Below are 25,424 nucleotides of genomic sequence, written 5' to 3'. Positions count from 1 at the left end.
AGTTACTCGTGAAACTGACGAGTCCGTTTTACGGTGTAGAACATCCTGTTCAGTTTTCAAGGATCTGTTCGGTTTTTTATAAGCTTCGTCTGACTGCGTTGCCGTCTGCGTCGAGGTCCTCGACGTACCTCCAGTACGCCTCCGGTGGCTCCGTCGCAGCTTCCTTGTACTACTCGCCTCTAATCAACCTCAGTATGACCGCTTCCCGGATTCGAACCTCGAACATCCAACTTCGAACCTCGCATCAGCGACGTTAGTTATAATATCACATCGGCAGCGTTTTTGTCAACAACAAGTTTTTATTTTTCTCGCGCCCTGCAGTACTGTCTGCCGGGCGCTTGCTTATATTAACACATCTTAAATTCATCTGTCAACACCTTTTTATGATTTTTTTTAGCCGTGTTTCTCCCTCACCATTTAGCAGTATATCCAATAACTCGTGTTCCTTTATCCAGTAACAGCAGCTGTCTTCTTCATCAATTACACACACCAGATTGTATCCGCCTGCCCGCAATTTTTCCACCAGTTCTAGTACCGTTAACTGCGAACCTGCTACCAGCACCTGGCCTTCTGCCAGCATGAGATTTTGCTCGATTCGGTGTCTTTCCAGAAGCGTTCTCCAGATTAAATAGGGTGTAGAGGCTTTTTCCTTCCGAGCTGTATATAGAAGAAAAAAGGCCACCAAAAAGAAATCCAGACCGGTTATGCCCAGATAAAGGCCAACCAGGCCCAGTAGCATAAGGCTCAAAGCCAGTCCACTGCTGAGATATAACGTCAGTTCAGTTGCCCGTTTCAATCCTAATTTTGTGGCCAGTAGTGCCCGGTGGATTCTCCCCCCATCCAGGGGTAAAGCAGGCAAAAGATTAAATACCAGCAACAATACATTAATTCGCCAGAAGTATTGCAGGCCAGGCCAATCATAGTCCACCCCCTGGGGTAAACCCAGCTTTTGGCCTGCGAAGAACAGAATCAGCAAGTTAAAATTAAAGGCTGGCCCGGCAGCAGCTATTATAATATCAGTAAATGGCTTAAGCTCCAGAGGGCCTTCCAGGCGTGCCACTCCACCTACCGGCAACAGCTCTATCTCTCTGACTCGAATCCCCAGCAGCCTTGCTACGAGAGCATGGGCCAGCTCATGGCCTGTTACCAGCAAAAAAACCAGCAAAGCCTTGTACAACAGCCCGGTAAAAAAATAGAAGGCCAGGAGGGCCAGAAACCAGGGATTGATCCTGAAGCGCATCTGTATCCCTCCCGGCTAGATGTTGTCTTTCCCCAGTTTCTCCAGGGGGTCAATTACCTGCCCTTTCTCAGAAAGCTCAAAATGCAAATGGGGCGTATCGGCCACCCCGCTTTGACCCACTGTGCCGATGACCTGGCCTGCCTCTACCCTGTCTCCCATTTTTACCTTGATTTCATCCAGATGGGCATAATAGCTGCTCCAGATCTCATCGTGTTTGATCATTACATATTTGCCATAAACCCTGTCCTCGCCGGTTTTAGTGACAGTACCGGCCAGAACAGACTTCACTTCCGTCCCTGTCGGAGCCAGAATATCTATCCCCTGGTGGAATCTGGGATAATCACTGTTGGGCTCCATCACCCAGCCAAATTTTTTGCTGATCTGACCGGAAAGGGGAAGCACAAAGGTTTGGTTGCTTACGGCCGGTTTAGTCTCCTCAGGTTTGGTAGTTAGGGCAGTTAATGTCGGCCATTCGTTAAATTCACCGCTTAGCACCACCTTGACGATGCGCCCCAGTACTGGTTCCAGTTCAGTATCAGTGTTAAGCAGATACCTGATAGCTGCACTGGCCCCCTGGCTGAGGGGATCCTGCCGGTCATTAACTCCGATGGCTACAGCAAAAATCAGGAGGGCCAGTATCGATTGAATTAAAAGCCTGTTGGCCAGCAAACGCTGGTACCAGGGACGCTGCGGACCAAAACCGCCGCTCCAGGTGAAAATACCAGAGCTTCTGCGCCCTGGCTGTTGCCGGTAATAGCGTTCCTCCGGGCGGGCCCAGTAGAACTTTTCCCTTTCCTCTATTTCTTCCTGCCAGCCCTGTTCATTGCGTTTATAGCGCATAAACAAGCACCCCCATCTTCATTTCACAATAATGAATATGGGGGCCAGTCCTGTTTTATTACAATTTTTGCAGGTCACGGGCAATTTGCAGTAAAGTCTGCCAGCCCAGGGTCGTTGTAGTCCCATCAGCCTGTGCCGCTTGTTCCGCCAAATAGCGAAGATCTATTGACTTGAGACCGGGGCGCTGGTTTACGGCAATGGCCCTGGCAGCCTGTCTGAGTTCTTCTCCGACTGCCCTGAGAATAACTTGCCCTTCCGGCCACAGGCCAATCCGTTGCAAAATGAGCAAATTATGATAGATGCTTTCCACGGTATCAAACCAGAGCTGCCAGTGGTCATCTCCCAGCAGTTTTTGTTCCATTTCCCGCCGATTTTCCTGCCAGAAACGCCAGGTGCTGCTGATTTTCTCCCCCAGCTGGCGCCATTGTTTCCACCCGGCTTCTTCTCCTTGCCCTGTTGTAGTTGCCAGCTGCTGCACAAGTTCTGCCATCTCCAGTAATACTTCACTCAACCGGGTGCGTACCACTTTCTCCAGGCGTGGTGGCCATAACAGGGCATTGACCAGCCAGGCTACAAAAATACCCATCATAGTATCGAGAAATCTTCCCCAGGCAAAAAGCCAGGGGTGAGTAGCCTGTTCCAGCACTACTGCTGTTAGAACTATCCCGGCTATGCTGATGGATTCCACCAGCCCCAGGAGATTACAGAGATAAATGGTCACCAGCAGCCCCAGGCCCAGGGCCCAGGGAGTGCTGCCCAGGCTGATGGCAGCCAGCGCCCCCGTAATGGCACCTACCACTGTTCCCAGCAGGCGGTTGATGCCCGCATCCAGGGAACTGCCCAGAGTTGATTGCATGACGACAATAACAGCGATTACCGCATAAAAAGGATAATCCAGATGAAAAATTCGGGCTACAACCATCGTCAGCGCTGCAGCTATTGCTGTTTTAATAATCCGTTTACCGATCACTGTTTCGCCTCCAGGTACTTGATCATTTCTGCCATTTCCTTTTCCGTTAACGGGATGACAGGCATCATCCCCTGGGACTGCCCGCTCCCGGAAAGTTTGGCTTTCAGCCCGGCAGCACCATTGCGCTGATAGGCTTCTCGCAAATCAGGGCCAATTTCCCCTCCTGTCCCGTCCAAACGATGGCAGAGTAAACATTGCTTATCGCGAAAAATAGCAGGTATTTGCTGGTTTTCCGTCTCAGCCGTCCTATCTTTGCCCTGCAGCAGCCCTTGCTCCAGGAAGTACTCCATCAGCCTCTGGGCCTCTTCTTCCCCCAGGGGTACACTCACCATCAGCTGGTTGGCTGGCCTTTTCAACAATTGCTTGAGCCGCTGCGGTGTGTAATCCCGCAAAAGCTGGGAGAGATCGGGAGCTATCTCTCCCCCCTGCCCCTGCCAGCGATGGCAGTTCAGGCAAAAGTGTTCCAGCACCTCTCTGCCATCCTTGAAGGAAGGAGTTTGGGGCCGGACCATGGCTTTCAGTTCCAATCCCTGGTACAGCTGCCAGCCAATAGCCCCCAGGGGCAAGAGGGACAGAATCAGCATGGCCAGACCGAAGATCTGTTTTCTATCTTTCCCGAACAAAGCAAATCCAAGAAAAACCAGGCTGTTTAATAGTACAATGGCCAGGGAAAGCAGGGCCAGTTGCAGAAAAAGGGTATTACTCATGTTCCCACCTCCCGGCCAGGCGTATTACAGTCCCCTGTCCTGGTTCACTTTCAATGGTAAATTCCAGTCCGGCTTCTGCTGCCCGCTCTGCCATAATGGAAAGCCCGTAGGAGTTGGCTCCGGTCTGCTCCAGGTCAAAGCCCTGGCCATTATCAGCCAGCATCAACCACCAGCGCTGTTCCGCACAGCCCAGGCTGATATCCACCCGGCTGGCCCGGGCATGTTTGGCCACGTTATGCAGGGCTTCCTGCACAATCCGTACCACCTGTTGATAGGCTTTCGCCGGCAGCCGGGGTTCTTGGCCGGAATGATGGAGCTCCACTTGCAGGCCGTGACGGCGGCCAAATTCCTGCCCATAGGAACGGAGAAAGGTCAAAAGTCCCTTTGATATAAGCCAGTCCCAGTTATCATCTTCCATTTTACCAGCTACCGCCAGCCCGGAGCAACCGGCCAGGGCCGCAAAATCCGCCAGCAGGCCGGCCAGCTGCTGATTTAGCTGACTATAGGTCAAGAGCTGCTGGCTTAAGGAGGCCAGCTGTGCTGTCAGTCGGTTTTTTTCCTCCAGCCGCTTTAAAAACCAGGCAATCAAGGCCAGCACCATCAGAGAGGAAACTAATCCCAGAACAGCTAGAACCAGGAGGCGTTCCCGGCGGTTTTTACTTGCCTGGCTGGCATCCAGCTGGATTTTGAGAGCAGCAATGGGAAAATGCCCCACATGCAGAGGGGCAATCAGCTCCTGCTGTCTCCAGGTGCTGCTGCCAGATTTCAAATCCATCAGTTCCAAAGTTGATACCGGCCGGCCATATTGATGAGGGCAAGAATAGTCCCCTGTATAATCAGAATACCAGCAGCTGTCAATAGTAATATGCGTTTCTTAGTAGTCATAAAAAACCCCCCTCAGGCAGTAATTCCTGCCCAGGGGGAAAAATCCTTTTGCCAGATTGAGAATAGTCCAAAAATAGTCCAATCGGACCGGTTAGAAGGTCAGCAGATAAATGAGGCGCAGGGCATGTTCAATTTCATCATTCATAATCCGGAAGAAAATATCCCGCAAATAATAGTTATGAGTTGCGAGATACAGTTCCCGATAAAATTCCACTGCGTCCGTTTCCGCTTTCAGGCGCTGCCGCAGGGCTTCCGTATATTCCCCTACCTGGGGCGGCTGGGGTTCAGGGGGTGGATTCATTCCCGTCAGTTCTTTGTAAACCATTTCCAGAGTGTGAGCGTGACAGTGCTCATCCCTGGCCATGTTTTTAATAATCTGTCTGGCCTCATCGGTAGGAGCTTTTTCTGCCAGCTGGTCATAGTACATGCCATCGGTGTGTTCCATTTTTATGGCTTCATAAATTTTTGTTGCCAGTTCATGGTATTCATGACAACCCATTGCAGGATACATAGGATAAGCCTCCTCTCAAAATCTTCGGCTAATCCAGTGTATCCCTTTTGGTTTTCTTGCGTGTCACCCTTTTAAAAAATAGGCAAAAGCCCAGGTATCATGTTATAATTTCCTTACTGGTAGCTGCATTAAATCCTGGCGCCGCACATCCCAGGGCCTGACACTGCCCTGCTGGCGACTGGCCCGAATTTGAGCTAGAGGCAGTTCCGCGATCAGGATCTGTTCCAGGCCAGGCTGACCTTCAGCCTGGATGCCCCGGGGTGGAAAACCGAGATCACAGGGGGTAAGCAGAGCCGCCCGGCCATGATGCTGTTCCAAACCCGGCACTTCCGGTAAAAAACCAATGGTAGGGCTGGCCACCACCCCTAGCTGCAATTCCACTGCCCTGGCCTGCAGACAGTAGCGCACGCGCCAGAAACCGGCCTCATCTTCCGTACAGTAGGGGCAACAGAGCAAGTCGGCCCCAGCCTCAGCCAGCGCTGCTGCAACTGTGGGAAACTCACTGTCATAACAAATCATCACTCCCACGGTGGCGTCTGGCAGGCTGGCCAGTACCAGCTCCTCTCCCGCAGTCAATTGCCAGTATTCCTGCTCCCAGGGAGTCAGGTGCAGTTTGGCCTGGGTCAATAGCCCTTTACCGGGTACAGCCAAATGGCAGACATTATAAAAGACCTGTCCCTGGCGTTCTATCTGGCTGCCGGAAATGATCGCAATCTGATAAGCCTCGGCCAGGGTTTGCACCAGCTGGCGAAAGGGTTGGCTGTATTCTGCCCAGTGAAAGGGCAGGTCCCGTTCCTGTTTCAGGTTATGCCGGGCCAGTAAGCCCCCGGTTACATATTCCGGAAACACCACCAGCCGGGCCCCGCTCTGGGCAGCAAAAGCTATCGTCTGACTATACTTTTTCTCAAACTCAGCCCAGGTTAATGGCTGCATCAACCACTGTACTGCTGCGATTTTCACCGTTCTTTCCCCTTTACTTTAAAACTAAGGAGGCAGGTAGCATGAAACTAACCCGTCTGGTCCCTACTGACCAGGGCTTTCGCCCGCTCGTGATTCGCAATTACACCCTGGCTGATATTCCCCAGCTGATCGACATCCAGCGGGAGTGTTTCCCGCCCCCTTTTCCCTCGGAACTGTGGTGGAATGAAGAGCAATTGACCAATCATGTCACTATCTTTCCCGCAGGCGCCCTCTGTGCGGAAATCGATGGCCAGCTGGTAGGGTCCATGACCGCCGTTCGCACCATGTTTGATCCCGACCAGCCGGAAAACTGGGCCACTGCTACTGACCAGGGCTATATCAAAGGCGCCTTTCATCCCCAGGGTAACGCCCTGTATGTAGTGGATATCAGTGTCCGCCCCGGCTGGCGCAAAGCGGGAATTGGCCGGGCCCTGATGGAAGCCATGTATGCCACCGTGGTTCACCTTGGGGTAGAGAGGCTGGTGGGAGGTGGCCGCCTGCCAGGTTATCATCACTACCAGGACCAGCTTAGTGCCCGGGAGTATATCGACCAGGTACTGGCAGGAAAAATTGCCGACCCGGTCATCACTTTTCTCCTTAAATGTGGCCGTACTCCCCTGGCCCTGGTCCCCGACTATCTGGAAGATGATGAATCAGGCAATTACGGCCTGTTAATGGAATGGCGTAACCCCTTCCTCCAGACCTAAAACAGGATTTTCTGCCGGCGCATATAAATACTCTGCAAAATTCCTATACCCAGCATATTGGCCAGGAGATTGCTGCCCCCATAGCTGAAAAAGGGCAGCGGTATACCGGTGATGGGCATGATGGAAATAGTCATGCCCACATTTTCCAGAATATGAAAGAGGTACATGGATACGACCCCGGCTGCCATGGTCACTCCGTAAATATCCCGGGCCTGGGCAGCAATGCGCAGGCCCCGGAATACCAGTAAAAAGAGAAGGATCAACAACCCTGCTGCCCCGACAAAGCCCAGTTCTTCCCCCACCACAGAAAAAATGAAATCGGTGTGCTGTTCCGGCAGAAAATTGAGCTGGTTCTGGGTGCCCTGATAAAGCCCCTTGCCCCATAAACCGCCGGAGCCAATAGCGATCTGGCTCTGCCGTACATGGTAACCAGCTCCCACCGGATCCAGGTCAGGATTGATGAATATAATCAAACGCTTGAGCTGGTAGTCTTTCAGCGGCAGGTGGATATAACCCTGCAGATGGGCCCACACTCCCCCGATAGCCAGAGTCAGACCGGTGATGATGATAATAACCAGCAGCAGCGGTCTGGTGCCGGCTGCATACAACATGCCCAGGGTAATGGCAATAAACACCAGGGCTGTTCCCAGGTCAGGCTGGGCCAGGATCAGCAACATGGGAATCCCGACATGGATAGCCACCGGCAACAGGTCCCGGAAGCTGTTGAGCTGCCCCTGTTTGCGCGCCAGCAAATTGGACAGAGTTATAATAATAAAGATTTTGGCAAATTCAGAAGGCTGAACGGCCACTGAACCAAACCCTAGCCAGGACTGGGCCCCGCCTCCCACTTTCCCGGCTATCTCCACCAGTAAAAGGAGAAGCAGGTTAAGACCATAAAGGTACTTGCTCATCCGCAGCAAATCCTCATAATGAATGGTCATCATCACCAGCAGGGCTACTGTACTGATAATCGCCCAGATCGCCTGTCTTTCCACATACAGATAGGGGTTATTACCCCCGCCCTGGGTGACATGGGTGGCGCTGGAAATGATAACCAGGCCATAAATGATAATAGCATAAACTACTGCCAGCAGCACAAAATCGACATTTTTCCACAACCGTCTATCCAAAGTTTTTTACCTCCAGCTTCACTACTATCCTGTATATTTATTCCCTGAATCCCAGTTTATCATTTTTTTTAGCCAAAAAAAAGAGAAAGAGCGCTTATTCAGCGCCCACTACAGCTCCCCGTTTCATTCTCTTGACCGGAATATTGGCCACCAGAGCCACTGTGTTGTCCGGAGTGTTTTCAAAAGCCACTTCCAGGGCCTGTTCATCGATATCCACATACTTGGTGATCACCTGAATCAGGTCGGTTTTGAGGGCTTCCAGCATCTGAGGGGAAATGCTGGCCCGGTCATGTACCAGCACCAGTTGCAGGCGCTGCTTGGCAACATCCTTGCTGGCAGCGGTTTCCCTTCCAAACAGTTTATTGATAAAGTCAAACACTCTCTTTCCCCCTCTCCGCCTGGCCTATTTCATCCCGATTAATTTCTTCAGTCTGCTCATCAAGCCTTCATTTTCTTCCAGATTCATCAATGGCACATCTTCACCCAGAATCCGCCTGACGATATTGCGATAGGCCTGTCCGGCCCTGGAATTGGGATCAGTTACGGCCGGTTCGCCCCGGTTGGTGGAAACAATGATGCTTTCATCATCAGGCACCACGCCCAGCAGCTTAATGGCCAAGATATCCAGCATATCTTCGATGGAAATCATGTCCCCGGCCTTGACCATTTTGGGCCGCATCCGGTTAATAATCAATTCCGGTTCCCGCAAATTATGAGCTTCCAGCATGCCAATAATGCGATCTGCATCCCGGACTGCCGAAACTTCAGGGTTTGTGACTACAATCGCTTTCTCAGCTCCGGCAATAGCGTTCTTGAAGCCTTGTTCAATTCCAGCCGGGCAGTCGATAATAACATAATCGAATTCCTCTTTCAGTTCTGCGGTCAGGGCCCGCATCTGCTGTTCATTAACAGCGGTCTTATCCTTGGTTTGAGCGGCAGGCAACAGATAGAGGTTCTCGAAGCGCTTGTCCTTGATCAGGGCCTGCTTTAACTTGCATTGGCCTGTTACCACATCGACAATATCATAAACGATGCGGTTTTCCAGGCCCATCACAACATCCAGGTTACGCAAACCGATATCGGTATCCACCAGTACCACCTTTTTGCCAACAGCTGCCAGTCCGGTACCGATATTGGCCGTTGTCGTAGTTTTCCCTACTCCGCCCTTACCGGAGGTGATGACTATTACTTCGCCCATCCCTGTTCCTCCTCACTGGTATTTTAGCGTTTGAATTCCCGATTTGGCTGGTACTGTTCAATCACAACCCGCCCATCCCTGATATAGGCCATTTCCGGGACTGTCGGTTCCGGATAGTTTTCATCAGGAGCACGGGTAATCTGATCAGCAATGCGCAACTGGGTAGGCATCAGTCGAAAGGCAGTAACCACTGCCGATTGATCCCCCCGGGACCCGGCATGGACCACTCCCCGCAGGGTGCCCATGACCGCTATATCACCAGTAGCGATGATTTCTGCTCCCGGGTTGACATCGCCGATTACCACCACATTGCCATCATAATTGATTTTCTGACCGGAACGCAAGGTGCGATGAATCAACATTGTCGGCCTGCTGGCTTCCGAACCCAGATTAATATTGGAATCAAGCCTGTTGTTCCGGAAATTGAATTCCCGCATGTGAACCGTCCTTCCCCAAGATGTTCCCTCCTGGACATAACTTAAATTCTCCAAATAGCTAATAATTCCTGCCAGTGGAAGCCAAAAAAATTTCTTACTCTTCCGCACTGGTTCCGCCTTTTTTCAACATTTCCTGCGGGACCTTGAAATAGGCTGCCAGTACATCCCGGGCCACCACCCCGGCAGAAGTACCGCCATGGCCGCCATGTTCAATTATAGCGGCAACAGCGATTTCCGGCTTGTCGTAAGGGGCAAAGCCAACAAAGAGGCCATGGTTGTCCTTGCCGAAAACCTGGGCGGTTCCGGTCTTACCAGCTACCTTCACCGGGAAACCGGCGAAGCGGCCAGCTGCCGTACCGCCAGGCTGGGTTACAGCCAGCATGCCCTGGCGCAACAGGGAAAGGGTTTTATCCGAGACATTGACTTTGCGAATCAGTTCCGGTTTAAATTCCTTGAGAGTGCGGCCGGAATGGTCAACTATTTTTTTGACCAGCTGCGGACGATAGAGATAACCGCCATTGGCAATGGCTGCTACATAATTGGCCAGCTGCAGGGGAGTATACTGGTTCGACCCCTGCCCGATAGCCATATTCAGAGTATCATAGGCATGCCAGGCGGTATTGTACTCCAACTCTGCCTGGTAAGAGCGATCCAGCCGCTTTTTATCCTTTTCCTTCTGTTTCAGGATTTTGTCCTTTTCTTCCTCGGTTTTAGCCTGAGCCAGTTTGTTTTTGTACTTTTCCTCCAGTTCGGCATAGAGAGCATCATAACGCCATTTCAGCAAGCGAGTATTCAGAGCCTTTTTCCATTCCTCAGTAGGTACAGTCCCGCTGGATTCCCCCGGCAGAGTAATGCCTGTTTTTTCTCCCAGTCCGAATTCTTTGGCATAGCGGGCGATCTGGTCATTGCCCGCCGCCAGCCCCGCCGTAAAAAAGAAGGTATTGCAGGAAACCTGGATGGCCTTTTTCAAATCCACCCGGCCATGGCCGGAAATTTGCCAGCATTTGAATTTGCGATTGCCCAGCTGGTAATAGCCGGGGTCATAAACAGAAAAGCCGGGACCAATGCTGCCGGTTTCCAGGGCTGCAGCTGCAGTCACCATTTTAAAGGTAGAACCAGGAGCAAAAGGGGAAATGGCCCGGTTAAGCAAAGGCGGAAAAGGCAGTTTGTCGGAAAAGGTTGTTTCCCATTCCTCTTTGGAAATCGGCCGGTTAAAGCGATTGGGGTCAAAGGAAGGTTTGCTGGCCATAGCCAGCACTTCCCCGGTGCGAACATTCAGCACCACTACCGCCCCGCCTTTGGCATCAGGGAATTCCCGCTGCACCTGGGCCATGGTGCGGATCAGGGATTCTTCCGCTACCTTCTGCAACTGGCTGTCAATGGTGAGGATAAGGTTATTCCCTGGCACCGGCTCCACTACGCCCAGATCGCGGACGGGCCGCATACGGGCATCCACTTCCACCTGGCGGGCGCCATCTTTGCCATGTAATTCCGTTTCAAACCAGCGTTCAATACCGGTAATACCCAGTTTATCATTTAATTTGTAGTCTTCTTCCGGATACTGTTCAATCATTTTTTGCAAAAATTCCTGACTGGGCTGGCGTACATAGCCCAGAACATGGGAAAGGAAATCCCCGTAAACATATTCCCGCTGGGGTTTGACCTCCACAATTACTCCCGGCAGCTCCATGCGCCTTTCTTCAATTTTGGTGACTACCTCCAGGGGCACATCTTCTGCAATCGGAACCGGAACATATTTTTTCGGTTGTTGCTTGACCAGATTTTCTATATCTTCTGCTTTCCTGCCCAGCAATGAAGCCAGCCGGCGAAAAACCTCTTCCTGGTCCTCTTTTTTCAAATCCACCAGGGCAACAGAAATATTAAAAGAAGGCCGGCTTCTGGCCAGAACTTTGCCATTACGGTCCATGATTTCCCCTCTGGCCGCCGTGACAGTGGCCAGCTGGATACGGTTGGACTGGGCCATCAAGGTGTATTTTTCCTGCTCGACCAATTGCATGTAGGCCAGCCGGGAAAGCAAAACCACAAAAATGATCCCGGCTATGGCCTGCATGACCCCCATCCGTTTCTCAATCCCTTTCATAGTCATGGCACCGTTCCTCCATCATCAATACTCCCTGGGCTTTAACCATCCCGTACGGGCTGAACGGGCAAAGGGCCGATAAAAAAGCCAGGCAAAAAAGGCCGTATAGCTGGCCCTTAATAAACTATCAATGAGTGTACCTGTTCCCCAGGCATCCGCTGGATAAAAAGGGGAAACTCCGATTAACAGAATCAGGTCATTGAAAAGGGCACCAAAAAAAACAAAAGCAGCCGGAATAAAGGAAATCTCTTTGTAAATTATTTGATCCAGCTCACCAACAAAATAGGCAGTCAGCCACTTGGCCAGAGCCGACAGACCGATAAAATAGCCAAACAGCATATCCTGTAATAACCCGGCCAGCAGGCCAAACCAGGCCCCCCGCCGGCGGCCATGGTATAAGGCAACAAAAACCGTCAAAATTAGGACAAAATCAGGGCCACTTCCATAAAAACCCAAAAAAGGCCAGAGGGATTTTTCCGCTAGCAATCCGGCCAGCAAGGACAAGAGCAGCACTAACCAGCCTGCCAACGCCATCAGCGCCGCCCCCTTACCACAAAGACCTCTTCCAGACGCAAAAAATCAGCATGGGGCTTGATCAGAGCATACTTGAAAAGCCCATCCCCGGCAGGTTTTACCTCGGTAATGGTACCAATAGGCAGCCCGGGGGGCAAATCACTGCCCAGGCCGGAAGTAATAACTTCCTGACGGGGGAAAACAGGGGCATCTTTGGGCAGGTAAATCATGCGCAGCCAGTCAGAGCGTTCCCCTGCACCTTCTACCACACCAGGCACCCGGTTGCCCTGAATCAGGGCTCCGATAGCGCTGCGCCGGTCCAGCAGCAGCGTAACGGTAGCGGTATGTTCGGTAACCTCAGTGATTCTGCCTACCAGGCCATAGGTGCTGACTACGGCCATGCCCGGCTTGATACCATCTGCACTGCCACGGTTGAGCATGGCCCAGCTGAACCAGCGATTGGGTTCGCGGGCAATGATATTGGCAGCCAGCAGGTCCAGGCTTTTTCCCTGCTGCCGGGCAAAACCCAGAGCTTCCCGCAAACGAACATTTTGATACTCCATTTCTCTCAGTTCCAGTACCTTTTTCTTCAATTCCGCATTTTCCTGTTTCAAACGGCGATTTTCCTCTACCAGCAGTTCCCAATCGGTAAACCGCTCACCAACAGAGACAGCCCCCCTGGTCAGGGAGGCAATGCCTGCTTGCAAAGGAGCCACCGCATCGCGCCACCAGCGTTCTAATGCCGTCAACTGGGTTCGATCGGTTGCCGTCCATTTATTCAGGAACAACAATGCCAGCACAAGCAACAGGGCCAGGAATCCCCATCCCCTGCGTCTATTCTGCCTCAAACTATTCACCTGCCTTGCCCAGCTTTAGCCACGATCCAGCACCCGGCGCCAGGTATCCAGATTTTCCAGGCACTTACCTGTACCCATGGCAATAGCAGCCAGGGGCTCTTCGGCAATATGCACCGGCATGCCGGTCTGTTCGCTGACCAGCCGATCCAGCCCTTTGAGCAGCGCCCCGCCACCTGCCATCATAATACCCCGGTCCATGATATCCGCTGCCAGTTCGGGGGGAGTTTTTTCCAGGGTAAATTTAATAGCTTCCAGGATAGCTGTTACCGGCTCCGCCAGGGCCCGGGCTATTTCTTCAGAAGTAACCAGGACATTTTTGGGCAAACCGGTAACCAGGTCCCGGCCTCGCACTTCATAGGTCTCCGTCTTGCCTGTGGGATAGCAATTGCCGATATTGATCTTGATTTCTTCCGCTGTGCGTTCACCAATAGCCAGATTATAGGTGCGTTTGATGTGAGCCATGATAGCCTCATCCATCTCATCACCGCCAATGCGGATGGAGCGGCTGGTGACAATCCCTCCTAAGGAGATCACCGCCACATCAGTTGTCCCACCCCCGATATCCACCACCATATTGCCGGTAGGTTCTTCCACCGGCAAACCGGCCCCAATGGCCGCTGCCATGGGTTCTTCAATCAGGTAGGCCTCCCTGGCCCCGGCCTGCAGAGCCGCTTCTTTGACCGCCCTTCTCTCCACCGGTGTCACCCCGGAAGGGATACTGACCACAACCCGGGGGCGCACCAGGCTGGCTTTGCGCTTCAGCGCCTTGTTCATAAAATGGCGCAGCATCTCCCGGGTAATGTCATAATCGGCAATGACTCCGTCTTTCATGGGGCGAATAGCAACAATATTCCCCGGCGTCCGGCCAATCATCTGCTTGGCCTCTAAGCCCACAGCCAGAACTTTGCCTGTCTCCTTCTGGATGGCTACCACCGAAGGTTCCCGCAGCACGATCCCTTTGCCGCGCACATGCACCAGTGAGTTGGCAGTCCCCAAATCTATACCCATATCTCTGGAAAATAAGCCGAATACCATTTTTCCGTCTCCTTTCTAACTGCCTAGCAACCCTTCTTCTTTCAGGCTACAGTATTTATTATCCCCGATGATGATATGATCTAATATGACTATGTCCAGAAGCCGTCCCGCCTGCATCAATTGCCTGGTTAAATGGATGTCCTCTGTACTGGGCCGTGGGTCACCACTGGGGTGATTATGGACCAGGATTAAGGCCACGGCATTTTTGCGCAAAGCCTGTTTGAACAAGGCTCGCGGGTCTGCCAGGGCCCTGGTCATGCCACCAATGGACAATTCATCAATCCCCAGCACCCGGTTTCTCACATCCAGCAGGATCACCCGAAAATGTTCCTTTTCCAGGGCTGCCATCTCAGCCATAACCAGATCAGCGGCATCCTCAGGTCCGCTGATTACAGGTAAACGGCTGGAGGGAGCAGTAGCTACCCGGCGTCCCAGCTCAAAAGCAGCGCAAATCAGCGCCCCTTTGGCCGGGCCAATACCAGGTAAATGCAGAATGTCCTCCACCGTTTTTTTGGCCAGATTTTTTATCCCTCCGGCCTCAGCCAGCAGCCGGTGGGCCAGCTGCAAGGCCGACTCCCCTTCAACTCCGGTGCGCAAGAGAATAGCCAGCAGTTCCGCATCACTGAGGACCCGCGGACCTTGCTGGAGCAAACGCTCCCGCGGCCTTTGCTCCGGGGGTAAATGACGCATGGAAAGATTTTTCATGGCGGTCACCTCTTTTGTTTTTGTCCCGGCAAACCGGGCGGTGCCCGCTCAGCTCAAAATCCGCCAGCCTGCCTGCCGCAATAACTGCATGGTTTTGACCAGCGGCAAGCCGACTACATTGTAATAGCAACCATTGATTCTATCCACCAGTAAGCTGCCCAGACCCTGGATACCATAAGCACCGGCCTTGTCCAGCGGCTCGCCAGTGGCCACATAGGCCCTGATTTCGGCAGCCGTCAGTGGTCGAAAAGCCACTTCTGTTACTGCATAATCGCTATAACAGCAATCTCCATCAGCCCGCAACAACACCACTCCCGTCATGACCTGATGAGTGCGCCCGGATAAAAACTGTAACATCACCTCAGCCTCCCTGGCGCTTGCGGGTTTGCCCAGAACCTGTCCCTCTAAAACTACCACTGTATCTGCCGCCAGTATGTACAGATCAGCAGGCCGCTCGGGCAATTGCTCTTGCACCGCCTGCGCCTTTCTCCTGGCCAGGTCCTGAATGGCACTGGCCAGAGGCTGAGTGGAATCCAGAGTTTCATCAATATCGGCAGTAAGGACCTGAAAATCCAGGCCCAATAGCTTTAGCAGCTGCTGTCTTCTGGGTGAAGCTGATGCCAGAACCAGTTTCACTGTATCCCTCCTACAGCTTGCGATAAGCCATATAGGCCAGAAGGGCTCCTAACAGGGTAGCGATGGAAATGCGCAATTGCAGGCCCAGGGTAATTCTGGCAAAGGATAAATCCAGGGTAGTGGTGGGAAAACCGATGGATTGACTGATATTCAGGAAAGAGAGATATTCCCCCAGAATGGCACCTAAAGCGGTGCCCAGCAGGGACCCGACGATTATCAATAAAAACAGCAGCCAGGGGCTGCCCGGGCCATTTCCCTTGTATCCCACTTGATCCCGCCTCCTCTGAACAAAAGTTTATCATTAAGTAAAAAAAAGAGCAAGGGACAGCCCCTTGCCTTTCTCACTTTTTATCCCAGCAGGTGTTTGGCCGGAATCCCGGGCCTGGTCATCTCATAGGGATTCAGAATTGCTTCCAGTTCTGCCTCCGTCAGCAATCCCTGTTCTAAAATCAGCTCCCTGACCGGCCGTCCGCTGTTAATGGCCTCCCGGGCCAGACGGCTGGCTACCTCATAGCCCAGGTGAGGATTGATAGCAGTAATAATGCCCACACTGTTTTCCACCAGCTGCCGGCAGCGCTCTTCATTGGCGGTAATGCCTGCTATACACTTGTCCCGGAACACCTGCATGCCATTGCGGAGAATATCCAGGCTTTGCAGAAGATTGAAAATCAGCACTGGCATCATTACATTCAGTTCCAGCTGACCCGCCTCCGCCGCCCGGGCAATGGTGACATCATTGCCATTGACCTGAAAAGCAATCTGGTTAATTACTTCGGCCATAACCGGATTGACTTTGCCTGGCATGATAGACGAACCCGGTTGCCGGGGAGGAAGATTGATTTCACCCAAACCCGCCCGGGGACCTGAGGCCATCAGCCGCAGGTCATTGGCAATCTTGGAAAGATTGCCGGCCAGAGTCTTTAAGTCCCCGGACAGCTCTACATAAGCATCGGTGTTCTGGGTAGCATCCACCAGGTCTTCGGCATTGCGCAAGGGCAGGCCGGTGATTTCAGCCAGGATCTCCACTGAGCGCCGAATGTACTCCGGATCAGCATTTAGCCCGGTGCCCACAGCAGTCGCACCCAGATTCACTTCCAGCAGGTTCTCCAGGGCCCGTTCGATCCGGATTTGGTCCCGGCGCAACATACGGGCCCAGGCCCCAAACTCCTGCCCCAGCCGGATGGGCACCGCATCCTGTAAATGGGTACGACCCATTTTCAGCACATGGTCAAACTCCCGGGCCTTGGCTGCGATGGCTTCTATCAGTTGCTCCAGGGCCTCCAGTGTCCCCTGGGCCAGCCGGTAGGCCGCAATGCGGAAGGCCGTAGGCACCACATCATTGGTGCTCTGGGCCATGTTAACATGGATATTGGGGTGAACCAGACTATACTGCCCCTTGTTACCGCCCAGGATTTCAATGGCCCGGTTGGCAATAACTTCATTGGCATTCATATTCAGAGATGTACCGGCTCCACCCTGAATCACATCCACCACGAACCATTCCTGCCACTGTCCGGCCCTGATTTCCCTGCAGGCCTGGCAGATGGCATCTGCTACCCTGCCAGGCAGGGCACCGATTTCGGCATTGGCTCTGGCGGCTGCCTCTTTTACCGCAGCCAGAGCCACGATCAGTTCCCGGTGAGGCCGATAGCCGGTAATAGGGAAGTTCTCCAGAGCCCGGGCTGTTTGCACTCCATAGTAAGCTTCAGCCGGGATTGCCATTTCTCCTAAAAAATCTTTTTCCATTCTGTATTGCATAATCACGCCTCCGCCCTGTCTATGTATTTTGTATACATATACAGGCATTCGACAAATTTAGGCTTTTTCCTGCTTACTGGTCTAATAATTTCCTTATTACTCAGTGATGGGTACCTTCCACAACCCTGACGCCCTGGCCCAGAATGCCTTCCTTGATAATCTGCTTGAAAGGGCATTTGGGATAATCGCCATCCATCAGCATACAGGAACTGAGGTGAACCACATCCAGGCCATAATCCTTGAGTTTCTTGACCAGACGATAAACCCGGCGGCCGGAACAACCGCCACAGGTAAAGACGCCAATCAATTCGGCCTCAGGCCCATATTGCTCAAAATGCACTTTCCGCTTATTCCAGGCATTCATGCAACCTACACCGGGACAGGTTTCGGAAACAATATCACAGCGTACGATCGCAACTTTAGTCGGTTTCGGCTCCCCGGGTTTGGGCTCTTCATCCACTCCCGCCAGGAACTTTTCCCGGGCCGCCTTAACTTCTGCTTCGGTAATAGTACCAATACCATGTTTCTTGCAATATTCCTCGACCGCCTTTCGGGCCATGGGGCGTACGAAAAAGGGCACTTTCTCCAGGGCTGCTTCTGCTTCTTTAGTCCAGTTCATTTTGTCATCTCCTCTCCATCTAGCTTGTAAGCTACAATAATCAAGTCTTTTGCTTTCAGCTCCTGATATGGTTTGCCCTGATAATCTCCATACAGCTCAATCCGGGTAAAACCCTGAGAACGAAAAACCGGTAGCAGTTCCCGGGCCAACCAGCCCCGCAAGCGGGTAGTTTCTACCTGTTGCTGCCAGCTCCCCCCCTGTTGCCTTAAGACCACCAGATTAAAATCCAGGTAGTTTTCCGGCAGGAAATCATAGAAGCGCAAATAAAGCCTCTCTCCCTCCTGGGTTTTACGGCTGACTGGAGCCAGGAAGCGCTCAGCCTCACTGAATATCCGCTGGTAGTTGAGCAGCTGGACCACCGCTACTCCTCCGGATTTTAATACCAGAGCGAAATCCCCGATAGTCTGTTCCAGCTGGGGGCGCTCCAGCACATGCGGCAGGCTGTTTCCCAGGCATAAAAGAGCGTCAAACTTCTCTTCCCCGAACTGGCGTGCCAGCTCACCAAGGCGCAGCTGATAAAACTTCAGGTTGGGCCAGCGTTCAGCCCTGGTACTGGCAATGGCCACCATTTCCGGACTGGCATCAGTACCAGTAACCTCCCAGCCCAGTTCCGCCAGGGCCAGACCATGGTTACCTGTGCCACAGGCAGCATCGATGACCTTTTTGCCAGCCTGTTTTTGTAAAACGCCAGTAAGAAAAGGCAATTCCCGGGACAGCCGGGAAGGCCAGTCCACCATCAGATCATATTCCTCACTCAGGTTACGGTAGAAATCCTGCCGCTCTTGCATGGGCTTTCACTCCTATCCGGTTACTAAGTTCATTATACCGCTGTAGCTGTCATTAGTATGTGACCGCTCTCACAGAAAAAAAACCGGCTGAAGCCGGTTTCTATAACAAGCCATTTTCCCGCATGCAGAGATTGAAGGTAAGAATCTCCAGGGTAACGGCCAGATCAATATTGCGAATTTCCACTGCATCCGGAACCATCAGCGCTTTCGGGGCGAAATTCATAATCGCCTTAATCCCTGCTTTTACCAGTAAATCAGCCACATCCTGGGCAATGGTGGCCGGAACAGCAATGACGCCAATGGCAGCATTTTTCTTAGCGATTGTCTCTGGCAATTCCTCCATGGACTGCACCACCATGTCGCCAATGGTTTTACCGATTTTGTTAGGGTCATTATCGAAGATACCGACAATTTTAAAGCCCCGTTCCCGAAAACCCCTGTAACTGACCAGAGCCGTCCCCAGATTACCTGCCCCTACTACCACTACTGGCCATTCCCGGGACAAACCCAGGATTTTCAGGGTATGATGCAGGAGATCCTTGACATTATAGCCTACACCCCTGGTACCAAATTCCCCGAAATAGGCCAGGTCTTTCCGGACCTGGGCCGGGCTCACTCCTACCCCTTCTGCTATCTCCCCGGAAGAAATGGTGACAATCCCCTTTTTGTCCGCCTGTTCCAGAAAACGAGAATAAACCGACAAACGAATAATAGTAGCCTCTGGTATCTTAAATACTTTCAACCCCGGCGCCCCCCTTTGACAATTTTTTTAACAAATAGGAGCGAGCATCAGCTATCATATACAGAGAACCAGTGATTAGTAAAGCCTGTTGTGCATCAGTGATGGCCAACCCTCGCTCTATCGCCTTTTCCACCTGTTCATATAATTCCACTCGCTTGTCCGGCAGATACTGTCTGGCCACAGCAGCCAGTGCCTGCCAGTCCCCGGCCCGGTAGCTATTGGGCCGGGTGATGATGAGATGCTGGATACAGGGTGCCAGTAAAGCCAGCACTTTTTCCCTTTCCTTGTCAGCCAGCATCCCCAGAACCAGATTAAGCCTCCGCCCGGCAGTAACCAGCGGCAAGGCTTCCGCCAGCGCCTGAGCCCCGGCCAGGTTGTGGGCTCCGTCCAGAATCACCAGCGGTTGCTGGCTGATGATTTCCAGGCGGCCCGGCCAGCGGGTTTCCGCCAGGCCCGAGCGCAAATGTTCCCCCCGCCATTCTGCCCCCCGCTCCCGCAGGTGCAAGAGGGCCGCTACCGCCAGGGCAGCATTAGCAGCCTGATGGGCGCCCAGTAAAGGTACCTGGATGAAATATTCTCCCCGGGGTGTCTGTACCCGACAGGCTGTGCCGGTAGCACTCAGGTCAATGTCCCTGACCTGGATTTCCTGTCCCAGAGACCAGAGCGGAGCTGATAACTCCCGGGCCCTGGTCTGGATGATCTCCAGAGCCGTACCGCTGGCCCCTGTTACTACCGGGCACCCGGGCTTGATGATGCCCGCCTTGGCCCGGGCTATATCGGCAATGGTGGGCCCCAGATAATCCATGTGATCCATGCCCACATTGGTGATGACCACTACTTCCGGCCTCACCACATTGGTGGAGTCGATTTCTCCTCCCAGGCCTACTTCCAGTACCAGCCAGTCCACCTGCTGCCGGGCAAACCAGAGGAAGGCCAGCGCAGTGCTGACTTCAAACTCCGTGGGTGCTTCCATCCCATCTGCCACCATCTGCTCCAGCACCGGTCGCACCTCGGTAATCAGCCGGGCTACCTCATCTTCCGCGATAGCCTGGCCATTAATACGATAGCGCTCCGTATAGCTATGCAGGTGGGGACTGGTAAATAAGCCGGTTCTGTAACCTGCGGCCCGCAATACCGAGGCTATCATGGCTGCCGTTGAACCCTTCCCATTGGTACCACCGATATGGATTACCTTCAGGCCATCCTGGGGATTACCCAAACGGCGTAAAAGTTCCTGAATGCGCTCCAAACCCAAATTGATGCCAAATTTTGTCTGTTGAGCCAGATAGTCCAAAGCCTCCTGATAGTTCATGCTTCTGCTCCTTGTATTTGAAATTCACATTCACTTACTTTAACATTAACTGAAAATTTTTAAAATGGCAAGAGGGGAAATATATGAATGTTATTTTTTTTCAAACTCAGCCGCTGCTGCCGCCGGGTAGCCAGTTCCAGGCGGTTATAAACATGGCGGGGTAAATCAATAAGCATCCTCTCTGTGGCCTGATTTGGACAACCAATTTCCACCCAGAGCAAATAGGTGGTACCCCGGGCCATCTCCTCCACAATGGTCCCTTCCACTATATTTTCCCCCAGATTGGCAGATAGCTGGCGTTCCGGCCGTACCAGCATCACATTTTCCGGCCTGATGCCGAATTTCACCATTTGACCTGCCGTCACCGGCCAATTTCCTGTCACCCGCAGTTGCCAGCCCTGCCAGTTAAGAACGGTCTCCGTTTCACTGTGGGCTTCAACCAGTGCCGGGAAGAGGTTGCTCATACCAACGAAGCGGGCAATCTCCTCTGTAACGGGATGCTGAAAGACTTCCTCCTTGCTGCCGACCTGAACCAGTTTGCCCTGGTTGATAATACCAATCCGCTCAGCCAGCACATAAGCCTCGGTGAAATCATGACAAACATGAATGACGGTCAGGTGCTGTTCCCGTTGCAACCTTTTCAGTAATAGCCAGAACTCGGCCCGGGTCTGGGGATCCAGTGCCGCCAGCGGTTCATCCAGCAGTAAAATCCGGCTACCCGCCGCCAGGGCACGGGCCAGGGCTACCCGCTGTCTTTCCCCTCCACTCAAGCGCAGGGGATAGCGGTCCAGCAAAGAGGTTATTCCCAGCCTTTCTGCCCAGTAATAGGCCTCCTCCCGGGATGCGGCAAAAGCGATATTTTCCCGACAGGTTAAATGGGGAAAAAGGGCATAATCCTGGGGTACATAGGCAATCTGTCGCTTCTCCGGTGGCAGGCCGCTGACATCCCGCTCCTGCAATAAAACGCGCCCTGTATCCGGCAACTGCAACCCGGCTATGGTTTCCAGCAAGACGGTTTTACCCTGTCCCGAGGGACCCAGCAAAACAAAATACTCGCCCCTGTGAACATGAAGTCCAGGCACTTCCAGGCGGAATTTGCCCCGGGTTACCCGGATATTTTCCAGTCTAATCACTGTTTTCCCTCCCTATTCCGGCTGCCAGTCGCAATAACCAGAGGGCCAGAAGCGCCAGGAAGATTAGAATCAGGGCCAGTGCCACTGTTTGATCTATATCCACTGAAGAGAGACTGAGATAGATAGCGGTAGGCAAAACTTCCGTCTTAAACCGGGTAGCACCGGCAAAGGTAACAGTAGCCCCGAATTCCCCCAGAGCTCTGGCCCAGGTGATCACAGTGGTGGCCAGGATGCCCGGCCGGGCCAGGGGCAGGGTTACCCGCCGGAAAACCTGCCCGCTATTACAGCCCAGGGTACGGGCCACCTGTTCCAGACGGGGATCGATAGTCTCAAAGGTGGTTTTCAATAAGCGCAAGGCATAGGTTGCTACCACCGTAAACTGGGCCAGAATGACACCTCCAGCGGTAAAAACCGGGGAAAGGCCCATGCCCTCCAGCCATCGCCCCAGGGGGCTACGGAAGAAGAGAAGCAGGGCAACACCTCCCACAATGGGAGGTAGTACCAGGGGCAGATCCAGAAAGGTTTCCAGCAAGCTACGGCCGGGAAATTGCCGGCGAGCCAGAAAATAAGCTGCAGGCAAAGCCAGAACCAGGCTGATGATGGTGGTAGTTGTAGCTGTCAGCAAACTGAGGCGAACGGCGAACAGCACTTCAGGGGAAAGAAAAGCCTGAACCAGGGCTGCCGGCCGGATATTGAAGGCAATCGCCCCCAGCAAGGCAGCCACAAAAAAGAGGTAGAACAGCAGATTAATTCTGGCTACTCGCTCAAAGCTGTCTCTCAAAATTTCACTTCCTTCTCATCTACCGCATAACCATGTTTTCGGAAGATTTCCTTTCCCCGTTCTGAGGTGAGGAAATCAATAAATTTCTGTGCTGTTTCCGGCTGCTGGCTGAAGCGGCTGATAGCCACCGGAATATTGCCGATCTTGACCAGCTGTTCTTTTGGCAGGGGAATTACTTCCAGTTTCTCGGGATTCCAGTTATCAAATACCGTCCAGCCGATAACTGCATCTACCTGGTTTAAAGCAGCAACCGTTGCGGTATCCTCACAGCTTTTAGGAGTAACGACGATGTTTTTTTCGATGGCAGCCGTCAGCCCGTTTTTGGCAAAAATATCCTTAGCATACAGGCCTAAACAGACGGTTTTCGGTTCGGCAATGCCCACTTTCACACCCGGCCGCGCCAGGTCCGCCAGGGTCTTGATGCCTTTAGGGTTGCCTTTGGGCACTACAATGGCTGGAACCAGGTAGGCGACAATTTTTCTGCTTTCCGGTTTGACTGCCTGTTTGGTTTCTGCTATATCCATAAAATCATGGGAGCCCGGGATGTAAAGGTCACCCTTTTGGGCCAGCAACATCTGGGATAACATGGTACCAGAACCACCATAACTGGCCTGCACCGGGATACCGGTCCGGGCAGTAAAGGCCTGGATCACTTCTTCCAGGGGCGGTTTTACCGCTGAGCCGGCAAAAATGGTCAGGGGCTCTTTTGCCTTTTGAGCTGTGGTACAGCCAGTTAGGATGCCGGCCAGTAACATGAACACCAGGAGCAAAACGGTTTTTCTTGATTGCATACTCTAACCTCCTTGTCCTTTTGCGCTAAATAAAAAGACACTTTTCCCCCTGTTGAAAAGAAAAGTGTCCAAACGAAACTCCTTTCCAAACAGGGGAGGCAGTCAGGTTTCCCCGGCTACCCCGGACCGGCAAGCGGTCGTCCCGGCGCCATAGCTTTCAGCCTTAGGCTTTCCGGGCTCGGAGTTATTTATTTATTTTCTTTGCCTGTGTATTTTCGACAGAAAAACACATTTTCCTGCTTAAGCTGTGAAAGTGAAATTTATTTCTTGCAGCAGGATATCCTATTTTGTCTGAATAATTTCAGCTTATTGTCAAATATTAAACGAGAGAGGAGGTAAAATTATGAGCCATAAATATAGCTCTCGTGGTGCCCCCTGGGATACCCGGCCCAGTATCAAGGAAATGTGTGCTGAAGCTGGTGTGGATTGGAACCGTTTTATTGCAGGAATCAAGCGAGGTTGCAGTGATGAGGAAATGGCTTCCGAATTGGGGGTTTCACAAAGGACTATCACCAGTCTACGCCGGCACTTCGAAAAATATGGTATCGCCTCCGTAGAAGGGCAAGATTAAAGCGGCAGCCAGTGTGCTGCCGCTTCTTTATTATCTGTTCAAATCCTCTCTTTCCCCGGTTTCCAGGTAGATGACCCCTTCGCCGATATTGGTGGCATGGTCGCCAATCCGCTCCAGATAACGGGCGACAAAAAGCAGATGGGTAGCCTGCGTAATAGTAGAAGGATCTTTCTGCATTATCTCCACCAGCTCATCAAAGACCAGCCGGTAAAGGCGATCGATTTCATCATCCTTTTTGCAGGTTTCCTTGGCCAGCTCCACATCCCCACGTACATAGGCGTCCAGCACGCCCCGCACTTCCTCCTGGGCCAGTTTGGCCATCTTGGGGATGTCGATTAGAGGCTTGATCAAGGGCTGATTGGCCATACGCAGGGTCACCTTGGCAATATCGGTAGCGTGGTCAGCAATGCGCTCTAAGTCTACGATTATTTTGAGCCCGGCCCCGATTTTACGCAGGTCTCCGGCGATGGGCTGCTGGGTAGCAATCAATTTCATGCAGCGGTCATCGATTTCCTTTTCCAGCTGGTCAATAGCTTCATCTCCATCGATGACTTCCTGAGCCATTTTCACATCCTGGCGAGCCAGACTTTCCACCGCTTTGACGATTGCCGTCTCCACCATAGAACCCATTCTCAAAATATCTTTTTGCAGTTCTTCCAGGGCCTGATCAAAATTGTGACGAACGGAACCGCTCATTTTACTACACCCCTTCCAGAATGCTTGACCTTAACCGAAGCGACCGGTGATGTAATCCTCAGTCCTTTTATCCTTCGGTTTGGTGAAAATCTCATCAGTAGGCCCGAACTCAATCAAATCCCCGCTGAGGAAAAAGGCGGTAGTATCTGAAATCCGAGCAGCCTGTTGCATATTATGGGTAACAATAATAATAGTATATCGCTCTTTCAGCTCCTGAATCAACTCCTCGATGCGCATGGTGGAAATAGGGTCCAGGGCCGAAGTGGGTTCATCCATCAACAGCACTTCCGGTTCAATGGCCAGGGCCCGAGCGATGCAAAGGCGCTGCTGCTGCCCGCCAGAAAGGCCCAGGGCCGGTTTGTGCAAACGGTCCTTAACTTCTTCCCAGAGAGCTGCACCTTTCAGACTCTTTTCCACAATCTCATCCAGCTTGCGTTTATCCTTCAGGCCATGGATACGGGGGGCATAGGCCACATTATCATAGATGGACTTGGGAAAAGGGTTGGGCTGTTGAAAGACCATACCCACTCTTTTCCGCAATTGAACCACATCGGTTTCCGGAGCATAAATATTTTGCCCATCTAACAGGATTTCCCCCTCAATCCGTACATTCTCTATTATATCATTCATTCTGTTCAAAGTGCGCAAAAAAGTTGATTTGCCACAGCCAGATGGTCCTATTAAGGCTGTCACCCGGTTTTTTCCGATGTCTATGTTGATATCATGCAAGGCATGATAACTGCCATAATACAGATTAAGCTGGCGAACAGTAAACTTATTTTCCTGCACGGCTGTTACCCC

The 25,424-nt window shown here is 52.4% G+C and carries 30 protein-coding genes and 1 riboswitch; of the genes, 2 read left to right on the top strand and 28 right to left on the bottom strand.

The window, feature by feature from the left end:
• Window positions 1-370: 370 nt before the first annotated feature.
• The 7 genes from JDF658_RS00395 to JDF658_RS00365 form a co-directional block, all read right to left on the bottom strand.
• Window positions 371-1,240: a M50 family metallopeptidase gene (locus tag JDF658_RS00395; protein WP_079906127.1), complete on the bottom strand. Its 870-nt coding sequence runs from the start codon at window positions 1,238-1,240 to the stop codon at window positions 371-373.
• Between the two features lie 15 nt (window positions 1,241-1,255).
• Window positions 1,256-2,080: a M23 family metallopeptidase gene (locus JDF658_RS00390; RefSeq protein WP_079906126.1), complete on the bottom strand. Its 825-nt coding sequence runs from the start codon at window positions 2,078-2,080 to the stop codon at window positions 1,256-1,258.
• A gap of 58 nt (window positions 2,081-2,138) precedes the next feature.
• On the bottom strand, window positions 2,139-3,050 hold the full coding sequence (locus JDF658_RS00385; RefSeq protein WP_079906125.1) for an aromatic acid exporter family protein: 912 nt from the start codon (window positions 3,048-3,050) through the stop codon (window positions 2,139-2,141).
• On the bottom strand, window positions 3,047-3,757 hold the full coding sequence (locus JDF658_RS00380) for a cytochrome c (RefSeq protein WP_079906124.1): 711 nt from the start codon (window positions 3,755-3,757) through the stop codon (window positions 3,047-3,049). Before JDF658_RS00380 ends, JDF658_RS00385 begins: the two co-directional genes overlap by 4 nt.
• Window positions 3,750-4,532, bottom strand: a complete 783-nt coding sequence (locus JDF658_RS00375; RefSeq protein WP_375804184.1) for a sensor histidine kinase — start codon at window positions 4,530-4,532, stop codon at window positions 3,750-3,752. Before JDF658_RS00375 ends, JDF658_RS00380 begins: the two co-directional genes overlap by 8 nt.
• A gap of 201 nt (window positions 4,533-4,733) precedes the next feature.
• Window positions 4,734-5,153: a ferritin family protein gene (locus tag JDF658_RS00370; protein ID WP_078666363.1), complete on the bottom strand. Its 420-nt coding sequence runs from the start codon at window positions 5,151-5,153 to the stop codon at window positions 4,734-4,736.
• Between the two features lie 102 nt (window positions 5,154-5,255).
• Complete coding sequence (locus tag JDF658_RS00365) at window positions 5,256-6,113, bottom strand: nitrilase-related carbon-nitrogen hydrolase (RefSeq protein WP_079906122.1); 858 nt, start codon at window positions 6,111-6,113, stop codon at window positions 5,256-5,258.
• A 41-nt stretch (window positions 6,114-6,154) separates the two neighbouring features.
• Here JDF658_RS00365 and JDF658_RS00360 point away from each other — a divergent pair, with 41 nt between their 5' ends.
• The gene (locus JDF658_RS00360; protein WP_078666365.1) at window positions 6,155-6,820 is read left to right on the top strand and encodes a GNAT family N-acetyltransferase; all 666 of its coding nucleotides are present in this window, start codon (window positions 6,155-6,157) and stop codon (window positions 6,818-6,820) included.
• Here JDF658_RS00360 and rodA read toward each other — a convergent pair.
• The 19 genes from rodA to modA all read right to left on the bottom strand — a co-directional run bounded on the left by rodA (window position 6,817) and on the right by modA (window position 23,356).
• The gene (gene rodA / locus JDF658_RS00355; RefSeq protein WP_079906121.1) at window positions 6,817-7,950 is read right to left on the bottom strand and encodes a rod shape-determining protein RodA; all 1,134 of its coding nucleotides are present in this window, start codon (window positions 7,948-7,950) and stop codon (window positions 6,817-6,819) included. The two genes, JDF658_RS00360 and rodA, sit on opposite strands and share 4 nt — an antisense overlap.
• A 94-nt stretch (window positions 7,951-8,044) precedes the next feature.
• Entirely contained in the window at window positions 8,045-8,329 is a 285-nt protein-coding gene (gene minE / locus JDF658_RS00350; protein WP_078666367.1) for a cell division topological specificity factor MinE, read from the bottom strand.
• 24 nt (window positions 8,330-8,353) lie between these two features.
• Window positions 8,354-9,148, bottom strand: a complete 795-nt coding sequence (minD, locus tag JDF658_RS00345; protein ID WP_078666368.1) for a septum site-determining protein MinD — start codon at window positions 9,146-9,148, stop codon at window positions 8,354-8,356.
• Between the two features lie 23 nt (window positions 9,149-9,171).
• On the bottom strand, window positions 9,172-9,585 hold the full coding sequence (gene minC / locus JDF658_RS00340) for a septum site-determining protein MinC (RefSeq protein ID WP_078666369.1): 414 nt from the start codon (window positions 9,583-9,585) through the stop codon (window positions 9,172-9,174).
• A gap of 94 nt (window positions 9,586-9,679) precedes the next feature.
• Complete coding sequence (mrdA, locus tag JDF658_RS00335) at window positions 9,680-11,692, bottom strand: penicillin-binding protein 2 (RefSeq protein WP_079906120.1); 2,013 nt, start codon at window positions 11,690-11,692, stop codon at window positions 9,680-9,682.
• Window positions 11,693-11,710: 18 nt separating this feature from the next.
• Window positions 11,711-12,220 (bottom strand): rod shape-determining protein MreD, encoded by a 510-nt coding sequence (gene mreD, locus JDF658_RS00330; protein ID WP_079906119.1) that lies wholly within the window; start codon window positions 12,218-12,220, stop codon window positions 11,711-11,713.
• A complete protein-coding gene (gene mreC / locus JDF658_RS00325) occupies window positions 12,220-13,047 on the bottom strand; it encodes a rod shape-determining protein MreC (RefSeq protein ID WP_159071920.1) in 828 nt (275 codons plus the stop codon). Before mreC ends, mreD begins: the two co-directional genes overlap by 1 nt.
• Window positions 13,048-13,071: 24 nt before the next feature.
• The gene (locus tag JDF658_RS00320) at window positions 13,072-14,091 is read right to left on the bottom strand and encodes a rod shape-determining protein (RefSeq protein WP_078666373.1); all 1,020 of its coding nucleotides are present in this window, start codon (window positions 14,089-14,091) and stop codon (window positions 13,072-13,074) included.
• Between the two features lie 15 nt (window positions 14,092-14,106).
• Complete coding sequence (gene radC / locus JDF658_RS00315) at window positions 14,107-14,796, bottom strand: DNA repair protein RadC (protein ID WP_078666374.1); 690 nt, start codon at window positions 14,794-14,796, stop codon at window positions 14,107-14,109.
• Window positions 14,797-14,844: 48 nt separating this feature from the next.
• Window positions 14,845-15,432, bottom strand: coding sequence for a nucleoside triphosphate pyrophosphatase (locus JDF658_RS00310; protein ID WP_079906117.1), 588 nt, complete (start codon window positions 15,430-15,432; stop codon window positions 14,845-14,847).
• Window positions 15,433-15,442: 10 nt separating this feature from the next.
• A complete protein-coding gene (locus JDF658_RS00305; protein WP_078666376.1) occupies window positions 15,443-15,700 on the bottom strand; it encodes a DUF4321 domain-containing protein in 258 nt (85 codons plus the stop codon).
• 80 nt (window positions 15,701-15,780) lie between these two features.
• A complete protein-coding gene (gene aspA, locus JDF658_RS00300; protein WP_079906116.1) occupies window positions 15,781-17,190 on the bottom strand; it encodes an aspartate ammonia-lyase in 1,410 nt (469 codons plus the stop codon).
• A gap of 100 nt (window positions 17,191-17,290) precedes the next feature.
• Window positions 17,291-17,809, bottom strand: coding sequence for a CGGC domain-containing protein (locus tag JDF658_RS00295; RefSeq protein ID WP_078666378.1), 519 nt, complete (start codon window positions 17,807-17,809; stop codon window positions 17,291-17,293).
• Complete coding sequence (locus JDF658_RS00290; RefSeq protein WP_079906115.1) at window positions 17,806-18,597, bottom strand: bifunctional 2-polyprenyl-6-hydroxyphenol methylase/3-demethylubiquinol 3-O-methyltransferase UbiG; 792 nt, start codon at window positions 18,595-18,597, stop codon at window positions 17,806-17,808. The genes JDF658_RS00295 and JDF658_RS00290 overlap by 4 nt, the downstream gene beginning before the upstream one ends.
• A gap of 100 nt (window positions 18,598-18,697) precedes the next feature.
• Complete coding sequence (locus JDF658_RS00285) at window positions 18,698-19,339, bottom strand: redox-sensing transcriptional repressor Rex (RefSeq protein ID WP_078666380.1); 642 nt, start codon at window positions 19,337-19,339, stop codon at window positions 18,698-18,700.
• Complete coding sequence (locus tag JDF658_RS00280) at window positions 19,326-20,651, bottom strand: folylpolyglutamate synthase/dihydrofolate synthase family protein (RefSeq protein ID WP_079906114.1); 1,326 nt, start codon at window positions 20,649-20,651, stop codon at window positions 19,326-19,328. The genes JDF658_RS00285 and JDF658_RS00280 overlap by 14 nt, the downstream gene beginning before the upstream one ends.
• A gap of 59 nt (window positions 20,652-20,710) precedes the next feature.
• Window positions 20,711-21,784, bottom strand: coding sequence for an ABC transporter ATP-binding protein (locus JDF658_RS00275; protein ID WP_079906113.1), 1,074 nt, complete (start codon window positions 21,782-21,784; stop codon window positions 20,711-20,713).
• Entirely contained in the window at window positions 21,777-22,565 is a 789-nt protein-coding gene (locus JDF658_RS00270; RefSeq protein ID WP_159071921.1) for an ABC transporter permease, read from the bottom strand. Before JDF658_RS00270 ends, JDF658_RS00275 begins: the two co-directional genes overlap by 8 nt.
• Entirely contained in the window at window positions 22,562-23,356 is a 795-nt protein-coding gene (gene modA, locus JDF658_RS00265; RefSeq protein WP_079906112.1) for a molybdate ABC transporter substrate-binding protein, read from the bottom strand. The genes JDF658_RS00270 and modA overlap by 4 nt, the downstream gene beginning before the upstream one ends.
• 62 nt (window positions 23,357-23,418) lie before the next feature.
• Window positions 23,419-23,552: riboswitch (molybdenum cofactor riboswitch) on the bottom strand.
• A gap of 147 nt (window positions 23,553-23,699) precedes the next feature.
• Here modA and JDF658_RS00260 point away from each other — a divergent pair.
• The gene (locus JDF658_RS00260) at window positions 23,700-23,927 is read left to right on the top strand and encodes a hypothetical protein (RefSeq protein ID WP_079906111.1); all 228 of its coding nucleotides are present in this window, start codon (window positions 23,700-23,702) and stop codon (window positions 23,925-23,927) included.
• 30 nt (window positions 23,928-23,957) lie between these two features.
• Here the strand turns inward: JDF658_RS00260 and phoU are convergent, their stop codons facing one another.
• Entirely contained in the window at window positions 23,958-24,623 is a 666-nt protein-coding gene (gene phoU / locus JDF658_RS00255) for a phosphate signaling complex protein PhoU (RefSeq protein ID WP_078665591.1), read from the bottom strand.
• Between the two features lie 30 nt (window positions 24,624-24,653).
• Complete coding sequence (gene pstB / locus JDF658_RS00250; protein WP_278308370.1) at window positions 24,654-25,412, bottom strand: phosphate ABC transporter ATP-binding protein PstB; 759 nt, start codon at window positions 25,410-25,412, stop codon at window positions 24,654-24,656.
• Between the last annotated feature and the right edge of the window lie 12 nt (window positions 25,413-25,424).

This window comes from Carboxydocella sp. JDF658, from assembly GCF_002049395.1.
GTDB lineage: Bacteria > Bacillota.
Note: the sequence above shows the minus strand (reverse complement) of the source record. Positions and strands in the feature narration are given on the sequence as shown.

Bases quoted from the DNA above. Each gene is read 5' to 3' on its own strand.
- JDF658_RS00395 (WP_079906127.1), bottom strand. From the start codon at position 1,240: ATGCGCTTCAGGATCAATCCCTGGTTTCTGGCCCTCCTGGCCTTCTAT.
- JDF658_RS00390 (WP_079906126.1), bottom strand. From the start codon at position 2,080: ATGCGCTATAAACGCAATGAACAGGGCTGGCAGGAAGAAATAGAGGAA.
- JDF658_RS00380 (WP_079906124.1), bottom strand. From the start codon at position 3,757: ATGAGTAATACCCTTTTTCTGCAACTGGCCCTGCTTTCCCTGGCCATT.
- JDF658_RS00375 (WP_375804184.1), bottom strand. From the start codon at position 4,532: ATGGATTTGAAATCTGGCAGCAGCACCTGGAGACAGCAGGAGCTGATT.
- JDF658_RS00370 (WP_078666363.1), bottom strand. From the start codon at position 5,153: ATGTATCCTGCAATGGGTTGTCATGAATACCATGAACTGGCAACAAAA.
- JDF658_RS00360 (WP_078666365.1), top strand. From the start codon at position 6,155: ATGAAACTAACCCGTCTGGTCCCTACTGACCAGGGCTTTCGCCCGCTC.
- minD (WP_078666368.1), bottom strand. From the start codon at position 9,148: ATGGGCGAAGTAATAGTCATCACCTCCGGTAAGGGCGGAGTAGGGAAA.
- minC (WP_078666369.1), bottom strand. From the start codon at position 9,585: ATGCGGGAATTCAATTTCCGGAACAACAGGCTTGATTCCAATATTAAT.
- mrdA (WP_079906120.1), bottom strand. From the start codon at position 11,692: ATGACTATGAAAGGGATTGAGAAACGGATGGGGGTCATGCAGGCCATA.
- mreD (WP_079906119.1), bottom strand. From the start codon at position 12,220: ATGGCGTTGGCAGGCTGGTTAGTGCTGCTCTTGTCCTTGCTGGCCGGA.
- JDF658_RS00320 (WP_078666373.1), bottom strand. From the start codon at position 14,091: ATGGTATTCGGCTTATTTTCCAGAGATATGGGTATAGATTTGGGGACT.
- radC (WP_078666374.1), bottom strand. From the start codon at position 14,796: ATGAAAAATCTTTCCATGCGTCATTTACCCCCGGAGCAAAGGCCGCGG.
- aspA (WP_079906116.1), bottom strand. From the start codon at position 17,190: ATGCAATACAGAATGGAAAAAGATTTTTTAGGAGAAATGGCAATCCCG.
- JDF658_RS00295 (WP_078666378.1), bottom strand. From the start codon at position 17,809: ATGAACTGGACTAAAGAAGCAGAAGCAGCCCTGGAGAAAGTGCCCTTT.
- JDF658_RS00290 (WP_079906115.1), bottom strand. From the start codon at position 18,597: ATGCAAGAGCGGCAGGATTTCTACCGTAACCTGAGTGAGGAATATGAT.
- JDF658_RS00280 (WP_079906114.1), bottom strand. From the start codon at position 20,651: ATGAACTATCAGGAGGCTTTGGACTATCTGGCTCAACAGACAAAATTT.
- modA (WP_079906112.1), bottom strand. From the start codon at position 23,356: ATGCAATCAAGAAAAACCGTTTTGCTCCTGGTGTTCATGTTACTGGCC.
- JDF658_RS00260 (WP_079906111.1), top strand. From the start codon at position 23,700: ATGAGCCATAAATATAGCTCTCGTGGTGCCCCCTGGGATACCCGGCCC.
- phoU (WP_078665591.1), bottom strand. From the start codon at position 24,623: ATGAGCGGTTCCGTTCGTCACAATTTTGATCAGGCCCTGGAAGAACTG.